We start from the raw sequence: 14,277 nt of genomic DNA, 5'->3' as shown, positions 1-14,277 counted from the left end.
CACGAGCCGGACGGAGTCCACGCGCAACCGGCAGGCAGAGGAGAACCGCTGATGGCCAACGCATTCACCCGCACGAAGTCCGTCGAGCAATCGATGTCCGACACCGACGAGCCCGGGCACCAACTGCGCAAGGACCTCACCTGGCGTGACCTGATCGTGTTCGGTGTCTCGGTGGTGATCGGCGCCGGTATCTTCACCATCACCGTCTCGACCGCCGGAGACAAAGCGGGACCGGCGATTTCGCTGTCGTTCGTGATGGCTGCCATCGCCTGCGCGCTCGCCGCCCTCTGCTACGCCGAGTTCGCCTCCACCGTGCCCGTCGCCGGTTCGGCCTACACGTTCGGCTACGCGACCTTCGGCGAATTCCTCGCCTGGATTCTCGGCTGGGATCTCATCCTGGAGTTCGCGGTGGGCGCCGCAGTGGTGTCGAAAGGCTGGTCGAGCTACCTCGGCAGCGTGTTCGGGTTCTCCGGTGGCACCGTGAGTCTGGGCTCGTTCACCATCGACTGGGGCGCCATCCTGATCGTCGCGACGGTCACCACGCTGCTGGTGCTGGGCACCAAACTGTCGTCGCGGGTGAGCGCGGTGATCACCGCCATCAAGGTGTCCGTGGTGTTGCTCGTCATCGTCGTCGGTTTCTTCTACGTCAAGACCGCCAACTTCAGCCCCTTCGTACCGCCCGCCCAACACGCTGCGGGAGAAGGAAGGTCGGTCGATTCCACCTTGTTCTCGCTCATCACCGGTGGCGGCGACAGTTCCTACGGGTGGTACGGAGTGCTGGCCGCCGCGTCGATCGTGTTCTTCGCCTTCATCGGTTTCGACGTCGTCGCGACCACCGCCGAGGAGACCCGCGATCCCAAGAAGGACGTTCCCAAGGGCATTCTCGGATCACTGGCCATCGTCACCGTGCTGTACGTGCTCGTGACGATCGTGGTGACCGGCATGGCCAACTACAAGCAACTCGCCAGCGAGGGCGGCGACACCAAGAACCTGGCCGACGTCTTCGCGCTCAACGGTGTCACGTGGGCGGAGAAGATCATCGCGATCGGTGCGCTGGCCGGACTCACCACCGTGGTCATGGTGTTGATGCTCGGGCAGTCGCGCGTGCTGTTCGCCATGTGCCGCGACGGTCTGCTGCCGCGGCCGATGGCCAAGACCAGCCCGAGATTCGGCACACCGGTGCGGCTGACCGTCCTCATCGGTGCGGTGGTTGCGCTGGTCGCCGGGTTCTTCCCGATCAACAAACTCGAAGAGATGGTCAACGTCGGCACCCTGTTCGCCTTCGTCGTGGTCTCCGGCGGGGTGATCGTGCTGCGGCGCACCCGGCCCGACCTGTCGCGCGGATTCACCGTGCCCGGTGGCCCGGTGATCCCGGTGCTCGCGATTCTCGCGTGCCTGTGGTTGATGCTCAACCTGTCGGCGCTCACCTGGATTCGCTTCGTGGTCTGGATGATCATCGGCGTGGCGATCTACCTTCTCTACGGTATGCGGCACTCGATGGTGGGTCGGCGAGAGCGCGGCGAGGTGGACGATTCGGCGCAGGCCGCGACCGAGGGGTCCGCAGCCGACCGGTAGTGCAGATCGCCGCCATCGCATGCCCACCGGGCGGTCATGCCCGGCGTTCGGTGTCACATCAGGTCCGATAGCCTGGCACAAAGCATCACGCACGCCACCGGCACACCGGGCGGACTCGAACCTCCCGGGTGATCACTTCGCGACAAGGGGACCTGATGACGACGGTGCACGACGCACTGACCGCGGACAGCAAGAACGGGATCGACTACAAGGTGGCCGACCTCTCGCTCGCCGACTTCGGCCGCAAGGAGATCGAACTCGCCGAGAACGAGATGCCCGGACTGATGTCGCTGCGACGCGAATACGCCGACGTGGCGCCGCTCAAGGGCGCACGGATCTCCGGATCGCTGCACATGACGGTGCAGACAGCCGTCCTCATCGAGACGCTGGTGTCCCTCGGCGCCGAGGTTCGCTGGGCGTCGTGCAACATCTTCTCCACCCAGGACCATGCGGCCGCCGCGGTGGTGGTGGGCCCGCACGGCACTCCGGACGAGCCCAAGGGTGTGCCGGTGTTCGCCTGGAAGGGTGAAACACTCGAGGAGTACTGGTGGGCCGCCGAGCAGATGCTCACCTGGCCCGACTCCGATGCCGGCAGCCGCCCGGCCAACATGATCCTCGACGACGGCGGCGACGCCACCATGCTGGTGCTGCGCGGCGCCCAGTTCGAGAAGGCCGGCGTGGTACCGCCCGCCGAGGACGACGACTCGGCGGAGTACAAGATCTTCCTGGAACTCCTGCGTGACGGTTTCGAGAAGGACAAGACCAAGTGGACGACCATCGCCGAGTCGGTGCAGGGAGTCACCGAGGAGACCACGACCGGTGTGCTGCGGCTCTACCAGTTCGCCGCTGCGGGTGAGCTCACGTTCCCGGCGATCAACGTCAACGACTCGGTCACCAAGAGCAAGTTCGACAACAAGTACGGCACCCGGCACTCGCTGATCGACGGCATCAATCGCGGCACCGACGTGCTGATCGGCGGCAAGAAGGTGTTGATCTGCGGCTACGGGGACGTCGGCAAGGGTTGTGCGGAATCGCTCGCCGGGCAGGGTGCCCGCGTCCAGGTGACCGAGATCGATCCGATCAATGCCCTGCAGGCACTCATGGACGGATTCGACGTGGTGACCGTCGAGGAGGCGATCGGTAACGCCGACATCGTGATCACCTCGACCGGTAACAAGGACATCATCCTGCTCGAGCACATGCGTGCGATGAAGAATCAGGCGATCCTGGGCAACATCGGTCACTTCGACAACGAGATCGACATGGCCGGCCTCGAGGGATCGAGCGCCAAGCGCATCACCGTCAAGCCGCAGGTCGATCAGTGGATCTTCGATGACGGTCGTTCGATCATCGTGCTCAGCGAGGGACGGCTGCTCAACCTCGGCAATGCCACCGGCCACCCGTCGTTCGTGATGAGCAACAGCTTCTCCAATCAGGTCATCGCCCAGATCGAGCTGTGGACCAAGAACGACGAGTACGACAACGAGGTCTACCGGCTGCCCAAGCACCTTGACGAGAAGGTCGCGCGAATCCACGTCGAGGCTCTCGGCGGAACGCTCACCAAGCTCACCAAGGAGCAGGCCGAGTACATCAATGTCGACGTCGAGGGCCCGTACAAGCCGGAGCACTACCGCTACTGAGTCACCGACCGTTGACCGACGAGGTCGCCCCGGCGCTGCCGTGGGCGACCTCGTCGTCGATGGCCGTCAGGTACCGATGTCAGGTACCCATGGCGGTGTCAGGTGCCGATGTCCGGTTCGGTGCCCGGGCAGACGTACCAGACGGAGCCTTCCTTGGCGAAGGTCTCCTCGCTTTGCTTGGACTGTGACCGCTGCTGCCCGAGTTCGACGTGGGTCAGCACCTGGGAGGTCGCGGTGGTGCCGTCGACGGAGACGTTCAACAGGCCTTCGAGAACCACGTTGCCCGGATTGCTGGGCGCTTTGCTCACCTGCGACCGGACCTGGCTGCACACAGCCTGTTTGATCCGCGTGACGTCACGGGTATTCAGCGCGTCGATGAACTTCTGCATGGCGTCGCGAATCCCGATCAGCTCTGCCGGATCGTCCGGCAAGGACTCCTCCGCGCCGGAGCCATCGGACCCGGAGCCATCCGGTGTGGACTCGGGTTGCGATGTGGGCGTTGATGATTCGGCCGAAGTGGAGGAGTTGGCGGCGGTTGTGGCGTCCGGCGAGCCGGAGTTTCCGCCGACCGCCAGCACAACCACCAGCGCACCGAGTGCCAGGACTGCGACCACACCGGTGACCACCGCGGCGATGAGTCCCTTATTGCGGCGCGGCGGTTGCGGCGGCGGTGAGAAACCACCCCCGTACGCCTGCGCTCCGAAAGGGGGCCCACCATTCGGCGGCCACCCGCCCGGTGGTGGGCCGGGCATCGGGGGCATTCCCGTAGGGGGCATTCCCGTAGGCGGCACGCCGTACCCCGGCGGTGCCGCAGGTCCTTGCGTTCGCGGCGGAACCGCTCCCGGGGGCGTGGATGGTCCGGGTGGAGGGCCGGGACGTGGGCCGGGAACCGGGCCCCACGGCGGGACGGCGCCGCGGTCAGGCGGCGGCGGGTAGGTCATGTCGCTCCTCGGCGGACGATGGATGTATCCAGGCTAACGAACAGGGACTCCGTCATGACCCAACGGTCATTCCGACGGGCGACGTGTCCATGACGTGATCGATGTCCGATCAGCGTCGCCGGTTGTCAGGTCGTCAGGTTGTCAGGTCGTCACCCGATCATCAGACGCCGCGCGAGGTCTTCCGGTTCCGGCGAGGTATTGCCGATCTCGATCCACGGACTCACCCAACCGGCCGCCGCGAGTTCTCGATAGACGTCGTGCACCCGGAGCTGAAGTGCGGTATCGGTTTCGTACGCGTCGCGGGTGCGGCCGGGATCAGCCGATTCGCGCTTCCGTGCCCGGTTCATCGCCACGTCGGGGGAGACGCCCAGCAGGATGTGGTGGTCCGGGGTGGGCAGGCGGAAGCGGCCGAACTCCAGGTCGCTCACCCAGCGCACCACCTCCCCGTCGGCGTGCTGATGTAGCCGCGCCGCGCTGTAGGCGGCGTTGGAGGCGACATAGCGATCGAGGATCACCACGTCGGAGTCGTAGCAGGCGGCCCGGATCTCCTCGTTCGCATCGAATCGGTCGAGCGCGAACAACAGAGCCATGCCGTAGACGCTGTCGCGCATATCGCCGTGTTCGCCGTGCAGGGCCTGTGCTGCGATGTCGGCGGTCAGCGAGCGGTCGTAGCGGGGAAAGGTGAACGTCGACACGCTCACCGCCTCCCGTCGGAGGTGATCCACCAATCCGGTGACCAGTGTGTTCTTGCCGGCCCCGTCGAGTCCCTCGACCGCTATCAGTACTCCCACGCCCGAGATCGTAAGCTGCGCTCGTCGATTCTCACTCGGCGCCCGGCTGGAGTATGGCGCCGGCTCGCCTCGCTCCGAGCCTCCTCGCTGCGCTCGTCGATTCTCACTCGGCGCCCGGCGCGTCGATCACGGTGGTTGGGTCACAAAAGTGTCACCATGGACGCCATGAAGCCTCGCATCCTCGTCGTCGATGACGACGCCGCGCTTGCCGAGATGCTGACCATCGTGCTGCGTGGCGAAGGCTTTGAACCGTTCGTGGTCTCCGACGGTACCCAGGCACTGACCGCGGTCCGCGAGATCCGCCCCGACCTCGTGCTCCTCGACCTCATGCTGCCCGGGATGAACGGCATCGACGTCTGCCGCGTTCTGCGAGCCGATTCGGGCGTGCCGATCGTGATGCTCACCGCCAAATCCGACACCGTCGACGTGGTGCTCGGCCTCGAATCGGGCGCCGACGACTACATGGTGAAACCGTTCAAGCCCAAGGAACTCGTCGCGCGAGTGCGCGCCCGGTTGCGGCGCAACGACGAGGAACCCGCCGAACTGCTCTCCATCGGGCCGGTCGAGATCGACGTTCCCGCCCACAAGGTGACCCGCGACGGTGTGCCGATCTCGCTGACCCCGCTCGAGTTCGACCTGCTGGTGGCGCTCGCCCGCAAACCCCGGCAGGTGTTCACCCGCGATGTCCTGCTCGAGCAGGTGTGGGGTTACCGTCATCCGGCGGACACTAGACTCGTCAACGTGCATGTCCAGCGTTTACGGGCGAAGGTCGAAACCGACCCGGAGAATCCCGAGGTCGTCTTGACGGTGAGGGGGGTCGGCTACAAGGCCGGCCCGCCGTGATCGGCCGTTCTCGACGACGCGTCAACAGCACCTTCGGTCGGTTCACCCGCACCGCAGCCGGCATCGGAAGGGCTTTCGGGCACCTCTGGCGCCGATCTCTTCAATTGCGTGTGGTGGTGTCGACCCTGGCGCTGTCATTTGTGGTGCTCCTGATCTTGGGTTTCGTGCTGATGAGCCAGATCACCGACCGGTTGCTGGAGGTCAAACTCAGCGCCGCCACCGAGGAGGTCGAACGCGCGCGGGTCGCCGTGGAACGCGACCTGGCCAGCGGCGACGGCAACACCTCGGTCCAGAACAGGTTGCGGCAGACACGCTCGCTGCTCACCGACCGTGACGTCGACACCGGCCAGACAGCGGGGACCGTCGGCACCTTCGACACCGTGCTTCTCGTGCCCGGAACCGGACCCGACGGCTCGGAATCCGGAGTGGGCCCGATCTCGGAGATCCCGCGCAATTTGCGTGACATGGTGCAGGGCGGGCAGATCGCCTACCAGTACGCGTCGGTGCCCAACGGTTCGGGTGGACAGATCCCCGCGCTCATCGTCGGATCGCCGACCAACTCGTCGGTCCCCGGCCTCGAGCTGTACCTGGTGTTTCCCCTCACCAGCGAGCAGAACACCGTCGACCTGGTGCGCGGCACCCTGCTGACCGGTGGTGTGGTGTTGCTGGGGCTGCTCGCGGCGATCGCCTGGCTCGTGTCGCGGCAGGTGGTGATCCCGGTGCGATCCGCGTCGCGGATCGCGGTGCGTTTTGCCGACGGTCGCCTCAAGGAACGTATGCCGGTCCGCGGCGAGGACGACATGGCGCGGCTCGCGATGTCGTTCAACGACATGGCCGAGAGCCTGTCCAAACAAATCACCCACCTCGAGGAGTTCGGTGGGCTGCAACGCCAGTTCACCTCCGACGTCAGCCACGAGCTACGGACCCCGCTGACCACCGTGCGCATGGCCAGTGACGTGCTCTACGAAGGCCGCGACGATCTCGACCCCGTGCGCAAACGCTCGGTGGAACTGCTCGACAAGGAACTCGACCGCTTCGAGACGCTGCTCAACGAACTCCTCGAGATCTCCCGGCACGACGCGGGTATGGCCGAACTGGCCGCCGAGCGCATGGACATGGCCATCCCCATCGACGGGGCGCTGGCCACCGTCAGCAGACTCGCGCAGGACACCGACACCGAACTGATCCTCGACCTGCCCACCGAGCCCGTCATCGCCGAGATCGATCCGCGCCGGGTGGAGCGCATCCTGCGCAACCTGCTCGCCAACGCCATCGACCACAGCGATCGCAAACCGGTCACCCTGACGATGCGCTCGGACGGTGACGCCGTCGCGATCACGGTGCGTGACCGCGGCATCGGACTGCGTCCCGGCGAGGAGAAGCTGGTCTTCAACCGGTTCTGGCGTTCGGACCCGTCGAGATTCCGCAGGTCCGGAGGCACCGGCCTGGGTCTGGCGATCAGCATCGAGGACGCCCGCCTGCACCAGGGCCGCCTGGAAGCGTGGGGAGAGCCCGGAAACGGCGCCAACTTCCGGCTCACCCTCCCGCTCATCCGCGGGCACAAGGTGCTCGGCAGTCCGCTTCCGCTCAAACCCGTCGGCTCCGGCGCGCGGACGTCCTCGCGGAGCACGCCCGCCCTCGAGGCGCACGAGTCCCCGGCGCTGGCCTCGGGAACGGGCACCAGCTCATCTCCGTCCGGACCGCGATCACCGGCAGCACCCCAGTCGCCCGCGGCATCCGGCGAATCCGGGAGCGGCCAGCGGTGAACACACGCACTCACCCGTGGTGGCCGGTCTTGGCCGTCGTGCTCGCCGTCCTCGGATTGGTCACGGCATGCGGCGGCGTCCCCAACAGTTCGTCGCCGCAGCCGATCACCTCGTTCAAACGCGAGGCGCCGACCAATGCCGTGCCGGTCCCGCAATCCGACATGGACCCCGAGGCGCTCGTCCGCGCGTTTCTCAAGGCCACCTCCGATCCCGCCGACGGGCACGCCGCGGCCCGACGGTTCCTCACCCGCACCGCATCCCCGCAGTGGGACGAACGCGGTGACACGATGATCCTCGACGAGATCAACACGTTCGTCGATCAGCGCAGCCAGCAGTCGGTGCGGATGCGGCTGGTCGGCGACAACGTCGGCACCCTCAAGACCGACGGGCAGCTGGTGCCCGCCACCGGGCGGGTGGAGACCACCATCAGCCTTGTCCGGGTGGGTGATCAGTGGCGGATCGACGGCCCGCTACCGGACGGCGTGATGATCGACCGCACGCAGTTCGAATCCGCCTACCGTGCGGTCTCGCTCTACTTCACCGACCGCACCCGCCAGCATCTGGTCTCCGACCCGCGGTGGTTGTTCGCCGGACTCGACTCCGACCCCACGACGATCATCAACGAGCTCATCGCCGGTCCGGCCCAGGACCTCGACCCCGGGGTGGACACCGCGGTCCCCGCCGGAAGCTCGTTGCGCGGACAGGTGACCTCTATATCGGGGGGAGGAGTGCGGATCGAACTCGTCGGGGTGGGTGACCAGTCCATCCGGGACCGGACGATGCTTGCCGCACAACTCATCTGGACACTCAACGGCGCCGACATCGGCGGCCCGTACGTCATCGACGCCGACGGGGCGCCGCTGGTGGCCGATCGGGCCTCGGGCTGGCAGACCGCCGACGTGAAGTCCTATGACCCCGCGGCGGTGCCGACCACCGACGTCGGCCTCAACATCATCAGCGCCGGCGGGCTGCTCAAGGTCACCGACACCGGAACCACCCCGTCGGGAGGCACGCTGGGAACAAGCCGGCTGGTGCGCTCGGCAGCGATCTCCGCCGACGGTTCGGAGGTGGCGGCGGCTTCCGCGCGGGACGGCAACCCCGGGCTCGATCTGGTGGCCGGTACCTACGGGGGCAGCACCGCCGCGGTCGCCTCCGGCGGTTCGATCACCCGCCCGTCCTTCGGCGGATACGGCAACGACACCTTCTGGGCGGTGATCGACGGAAAACCGGTCCGGGTGACCCGCGATCCGCAAAGCGGCGCGGTGGTCGTATCCCAGGTGGACGCGATCGCGGTGCAGACCGTGGTCCGCGGTCCGATCACCGAACTTCAGGTGTCACCCGACGGTGTGCGGGTCGCCATGATCGTGGGAGGCCAGGTCGTGTTCGCGATCATCGCCGCCAACGAGGACGGTCAGGTCGCCCTGTCCAGTCCACGGATCGCCGCCTACAACATCGGAAACCGCGCGGTGTCGCTGGACTGGGCGTCGGCGAGCACTCTCATGATCGCCCGCGACGCGCCGGATTCACCAGTAGTCCAACTCGCCATCAACGGCACGCCGGCGGCGGGCCTGATCAGCGGTAACATCGCGCCGCCGGTCCGGGCGGTGGTGGCCGACACGACGACGGTCTACATCGGCGACGAACGCGGCGTGCTCCGCCTCGGCAGCACCAACGGCCAACCCGATCAGTATTGGACCGAGGTCGAACCGGCGATGTCGCCCGGCGCCATCCCGGTCCTGCCCTGACCCGGTACTGGCCTGACACCGGTCCTGCCCTGACCCCGGACTGTCCGGACACCGACGCGCTCACGCACCCGCGATCACCAGGACGAGGTCCACCCCGATGTCGCCGGTGGCCAGTACCCGCACCGATTCGGCAGCGGTGGCACCGGTGGTGAGCACGTCGTCCACCAGCACCGTGACTGCCGAGGGCACCACCCGCGCCGACGCCGGTGGCCGAGACGACGCGTCGCGGCGCAGCAGCACACGGTCGCGCAGATTCGCCGAACGCTGTCTCGCGTCGAGACCGGCGGAGTCGCGCCCGCCGGCGCGAATCACGAGCAGCGGACACACCGACACGCGCGGCCCGAGGTGGCGTGCGGCGCTCGCTGCGATCGCCGTCACGGGGTCGCCGCCGCGGCGTCGCGCCGCCAGTCGCCGGGTGGGTGCCGGGATGAGCCGCAGACGACCGGCGTCGGGAAGCTCGCCCCACCGGGCCAGCTGCACCAGCGCACCGGCCAGAGCGGTTCCCAGCGGGTTCGCGAGATCGCGTCGACCCCGCTCTTTGAGTGAGATCACCGACCGGCGGTACGGTCCGCGGTGGCGGCCCAGTGCCCAGACCGGCGCACCCACCGGGATGCGTGGCTGCAGTGACACGGGCGCGTCGGCCAGGCGCGTGGCACATCGGGCACACCACGAGGTGCCCGGCGCCTCACATCCGCCGCATGTCACCGGCAGCACCAGGTCGGCGCCGGCGCGCACCACCGCGGCCACCGAAAACTGTGGTGACGACTTGGCCATGGGCCCATCATCGCGTTCGGGGAGGGTCCGCGCGGCGTCATATCGCCTCGCCGACGACCATCCGGTGGACGCGAACTCGTCTGTGGATCGCCCGGTCGGGGACGTTGGTCCCGATTCGCTGAGAACTTCATGATCACTGGGGAGAAAGATGGCCGGGAGGCAAACTTCCGACTACCGTCATAAGTGCAGCAAGTAGCCGAGACGTCCTCGGGAGGTGAGGCCCCTGACAGTGGGTGTCAGCCGTCCGGCTGGCATGAATGAAAGTCGGCATCTCACGTGGCACCGTCACCGTGGCCCTCCCCGCAGCGGACGTCAGTCACAGCCGAAGCTGCCTTCCCCCAACGTCTTTCGCCGACGCTCGGAGAAGATCGGCCGGGTTGTTCTCGCCGTGACGGCCATCGCTCGTGAGGATGCGGACGACAGATCCCAGGAGGTAGTTGAATGTCTCAAGTCATCCATCGCAAGGGTCAGCGGGAATCGAAAGTCCTCGGCGGCAATTCGGCCGACGACAACTACGATCCCGAATTCGCCTTTGTGCGACCCCCCGGAACCGTCGAATCGGAGGAGCCCGAAGAACCCAATGCCAAGGTCGTGTTCAGCGGCCGCAACGTCGAGATCCCCGAGCACTACCGCATCTACGTCGGCGACAAGCTCGCCCGGCTCGAACGATTCGACCCCACCCTCTTCCGCTTCGACGTGGAACTCGACCACGAACGCAACCGTCGTCAGGCGAAGGCGTGTCAGCTGGTGGAGATCACCGCGATGGGCAAGGGCCCCGTGGTCCGCGCCCAGGCGTGCGGTGAGAACTTCTACGCCGCGCTCGAATTGACGCTCGACAAGCTCGAGTCGCGTCTGCGCAGGGTCAAGGATCGTCGCCGGGTACACCATGGCAATCGCCGGCCGATGTCGGTGGCCGAGGCCACCGAGGTGGGCGCGCCGCCGTTACGCGGTGACCAACTCGTGGCGCAGGACGTGCCCGACACGTCGTCGAACGCCGAGGAGAAGACCTGGGACGACGGGGTCACCGAGCACACGCCGGGGCAGATCGTGCGGATCAAGGAGCATCCGGCGGTACCGATGTCGGTGGATGACGCCCTCTACGAGATGGAACTCGTGGGGCACGACTTCTTCCTGTTCCACGACAAGGAGACCGATCAGGCGACGGTGGTGTACCGCCGTCACGCCTTCGACTACGGCCTGATCCGCCTGGCCTGAGCGCCGGTCGGTCAGGTTGCGTTCAGGCGACCTCGCTACCATGGATTCCGGTCTGTGTTTGCGCACAGGCCGGATTCCGTGTGTAAGCGACATGAGTAAGGGACTCGATCCACGGTGCTGAACAAGCTGCTGCGCGTCGGTGAAGGCCGCATGGTCAAGCGACTCGATGCCATCGCATCGCACGTCGAAGCTCGCTCCGACGAGGTGGAGGCACTCACCGACGAGGAGTTGCGTGCCAAGACCGACGAGTTCCGCGAGCGCTACAGCGAAGGCGAATCCCTCGACGAACTGCTGCCCGAGGCCTTCGCGGTGGCCCGCGAAGCGGCCTGGCGCGTGCTCGACCAGAAGCACTTCCACGTGCAGATCATGGGTGGCGCCGCACTGCACTACGGCAACATCGCCGAGATGAAGACAGGTGAGGGCAAAACCCTCACCTGCGTGCTGCCCGCCTACCTCAACGCCATCTCCGGCGACGGTGTGCACGTGGTGACCGTCAACGACTACCTCGCCAAGCGCGACTCCGAGTGGATGGGCCGCGTGCACCGCTTCCTCGGGCTCGACACCGCGGTGATCCTCACCGGCATGACCCCCGAACAGCGCAAGGTGGCCTACGCCGCGGACATCACCTACGGCACGAACAACGAGTTCGGCTTCGACTATCTGCGCGACAACATGGCCCACGCGCTCGAAGAACTCGTCCAGCGCGGCCACAACTACGCGATCGTCGACGAGGTGGACTCCATCCTGATCGACGAGGCACGTACCCCGCTGATCATCTCCGGTCCCGCCGAGGGATCGAGCAAGTGGTACAGCGAGTTCGCCCGGATCGCCCCGCTGCTCGAGCGCGACGTCCACTACGAGGTCGACATCAAGAAGAAGACCGTCGGCGTGCACGAGGCGGGCGTCGAGTTCGTCGAGGACCAGCTCGGCATCGACAACCTGTACGAGGCGGCCAACTCGCCGCTGGTCAGCTACCTCAACAACTCGATCAAGGTCAAGGAGCTGTTCCACCGCGACAAGGACTACATCGTGCGCAACGGCGAGGTCCTCATCGTCGACGAGTTCACCGGTCGTGTGCTCGACGGACGCCGCTTCAACGAGGGACTCCACCAGGCCATCGAGGCCAAGGAGCACGTGGAGATCAAGGCCGAGAACCAGACCCTGGCCACCATCACGCTGCAGAACTACTTCCGCATGTACGACAAGCTCGCGGGCATGACCGGTACCGCCGAGACCGAGGCGGCCGAGTTCGACCAGATCTACAAACTCGGTGTGCTGCCCATCCCCACCAACAAGCCGATGATCCGCAAGGACGAGACCGACCTCATCTACAAGACCGAGGAGGCCAAGTTCGCCGCGGTGGTCGACGACATCACCGAGCGCCACGAGATCGGGCAGCCGGTGCTGATCGGTACCACCAGCGTGGAGCGCTCGGAATACCTGTCGCGGCAGCTCAAGAAGCGCGACATCCCGCACAACGTGCTCAACGCCAAGTTCCACGAGCAAGAGGCGCAGATCATCGCCGAGGCGGGCCGCAGCGGCGCGGTCACCGTGGCCACCAACATGGCCGGTCGCGGCACCGACGTGGTGCTCGGCGGCAACCCCGACATCATCGCCGACACCCGGCTTCGCAAGGCGGGCCTCGATCCGGTGCGCACCCCCGACGACTACGAGGCGGCGTGGGAAGAGGCCATCGAACTCGCCCGCGCGGAGGCGGCCGAGGAAGCCGAGGCCGTCCGTGAGGCCGGGGGCCTCTACGTGCTCGGTACCGAACGGCACGAGTCGCGCCGCATCGACAACCAGTTGCGCGGACGATCCGGCCGTCAGGGCGACCCCGGCGAGTCGCGGTTCTACCTCTCCCTCGGTGACGAACTCATGCGACGGTTCAACGGCGCAGCGCTCGAGGCCATCATGAACCGCGTCAACCTGCCCGACGACGTGCCGATCGAGGCCAAGATGGTCACCAAGGCGATCCGCAGCGCGCAGACGCAGGTCGAGCAGCAGAACTTCGAGGTCCGCAAGAACGTCCTCAAGTACGACGAGGTGATGAACGAGCAGCGCAAGGTGATCTACGCCGAGCGCAAGACCATCCTCGAGGGCACCGATCACAGCGAGCAGATCCAGCAGATGATCGACGAGGTCGTCGCCGCCTACGTGGCGGGTGCGACGGCCGAGGGCTACGCGGAGGACTGGGATCTCGACGAGTTGTGGACTGCGCTTCGGTCGCTGTACCCGATCGAGCTCGACGCCAAGGAGGTTGTCGGCGAGAACGAGTACGGCGAACGCGACGACATCAGCGCCGAGGAACTGACCGAGACGCTCAGCGAGGACGCGCACAAGGCCTACGCCGCGCGCGCGGAGGAGATCGAGCAGATCGGTGGGCCCGACGCGATGCGGCAGCTCGAGCGGACCATTCTGCTGAGCGTTCTCGACCGCAAGTGGCGCGATCACCTCTACGAGATGGACTACCTGCGTGAGGGCATCCATCTGCGGTCGATGGCCCAGCGGGACCCGGTGGTCGAGTACCAGCGCGAGGGGTACGACATGTTCACCGGCATGCTCGAGGGGCTCAAGGAGGAGACCCTGCAGTTCCTGTTCAACGTGCAGGTGCAGGCCGAGCCGGCTCCAGTGGTGACGCCGGCGTCGGCGGCGGCCACAGCCGCCGCGGCAGCCCGCCAGCCGGCGATGGCCGGTGCCACAGCCCAGGGCAGCGGCTCCGGCGAGGGCTCGTCGTCGCAGGCGCCCGCGGCGCTGCGGGCGGTCGGCGTGTCCGACGAGTCCGAGCCGCCGATGACGTACTCGGGCCCCGACGAGGGCGGCGGCACCGCGGTGCACTCCGAGGACGAGGAACTCGACGACCCGGCACTGGTGTCGGCGAACCGCCGTGAGCGTCGTGCCGCCGCACGGGCCAACGCGAAGGGCACCCGTCCCAAGCCGCCCAAGTCCAAGCGCCGTCAGGGGTAGAAAAACTCATGGGAACCGAGTGG

10 protein-coding genes are annotated in these 14,277 nt (G+C 66.8%); 7 read left to right on the top strand and 3 right to left on the bottom strand.

Going from position 1 to position 14,277, the window contains the following annotated elements; all coding sequences use genetic code 11:
• Nucleotides 1–51: 51 nt before the first annotated feature.
• Nucleotides 52–1,575 carry an amino acid permease gene (locus ACWDTD_RS02175; protein WP_449745402.1) on the top strand — a complete coding sequence of 508 codons (1,524 nt, stop codon included), beginning with the start codon at nucleotides 52–54 and terminating at the stop codon, nucleotides 1,573–1,575.
• A 155-nt stretch (nucleotides 1,576–1,730) separates the two neighbouring features.
• The gene (gene ahcY, locus ACWDTD_RS02170; protein WP_449745401.1) at nucleotides 1,731–3,215 is read left to right on the top strand and encodes an adenosylhomocysteinase; all 1,485 of its coding nucleotides are present in this window, start codon (nucleotides 1,731–1,733) and stop codon (nucleotides 3,213–3,215) included.
• A 98-nt stretch (nucleotides 3,216–3,313) separates the two neighbouring features.
• On the opposite strand, the gene ACWDTD_RS02165 is transcribed toward ahcY, so the two are convergent.
• The gene (locus ACWDTD_RS02165; RefSeq protein ID WP_449745400.1) at nucleotides 3,314–3,793 is read right to left on the bottom strand and encodes a hypothetical protein; all 480 of its coding nucleotides are present in this window, start codon (nucleotides 3,791–3,793) and stop codon (nucleotides 3,314–3,316) included.
• Nucleotides 3,794–4,305: 512 nt separating this feature from the next.
• Nucleotides 4,306–4,947: a dTMP kinase gene (locus ACWDTD_RS02160; RefSeq protein WP_449745399.1), complete on the bottom strand. Its 642-nt coding sequence runs from the start codon at nucleotides 4,945–4,947 to the stop codon at nucleotides 4,306–4,308.
• Nucleotides 4,948–5,103: 156 nt separating this feature from the next.
• Here ACWDTD_RS02160 and mtrA point away from each other — a divergent pair, with 156 nt between their 5' ends.
• From mtrA to lpqB, 3 genes are read left to right on the top strand one after another with little or no spacing between them, the layout of a single operon-like run.
• Nucleotides 5,104–5,790, top strand: coding sequence for an MtrAB system response regulator MtrA (mtrA, locus tag ACWDTD_RS02155; protein ID WP_449745398.1), 687 nt, complete (start codon nucleotides 5,104–5,106; stop codon nucleotides 5,788–5,790).
• Nucleotides 5,787–7,556 carry an MtrAB system histidine kinase MtrB gene (mtrB, locus tag ACWDTD_RS02150; protein ID WP_449745397.1) on the top strand — a complete coding sequence of 590 codons (1,770 nt, stop codon included), beginning with the start codon at nucleotides 5,787–5,789 and terminating at the stop codon, nucleotides 7,554–7,556. The genes mtrA and mtrB overlap by 4 nt, the downstream gene beginning before the upstream one ends.
• Nucleotides 7,553–9,301, top strand: coding sequence for an MtrAB system accessory lipoprotein LpqB (gene lpqB / locus ACWDTD_RS02145; RefSeq protein ID WP_449745396.1), 1,749 nt, complete (start codon nucleotides 7,553–7,555; stop codon nucleotides 9,299–9,301). Before mtrB ends, lpqB begins: the two co-directional genes overlap by 4 nt.
• A gap of 60 nt (nucleotides 9,302–9,361) precedes the next feature.
• Here lpqB and ACWDTD_RS02140 read toward each other — a convergent pair whose 3' ends face one another.
• A complete protein-coding gene (locus ACWDTD_RS02140; protein ID WP_449745395.1) occupies nucleotides 9,362–10,075 on the bottom strand; it encodes a ComF family protein in 714 nt (237 codons plus the stop codon).
• 441 nt (nucleotides 10,076–10,516) lie between these two features.
• Between ACWDTD_RS02140 and hpf the strand changes: the two genes are divergently transcribed.
• Both hpf and secA read left to right on the top strand, forming a co-directional pair.
• A complete protein-coding gene (gene hpf, locus ACWDTD_RS02135) occupies nucleotides 10,517–11,290 on the top strand; it encodes a ribosome hibernation-promoting factor, HPF/YfiA family (RefSeq protein ID WP_449745394.1) in 774 nt (257 codons plus the stop codon).
• A 114-nt stretch (nucleotides 11,291–11,404) separates the two neighbouring features.
• Nucleotides 11,405–14,254, top strand: a complete 2,850-nt coding sequence (gene secA, locus ACWDTD_RS02130) for a preprotein translocase subunit SecA (protein WP_449745393.1) — start codon at nucleotides 11,405–11,407, stop codon at nucleotides 14,252–14,254.
• Nucleotides 14,255–14,277: the final 23 nt, after the last annotated feature.

Source organism: Gordonia sp. NPDC003425, assembly GCF_053588635.1.
The sequence above is the reverse complement of the archived record's forward strand: the minus strand, read 5'-3'. Positions and strand labels throughout refer to the sequence as shown.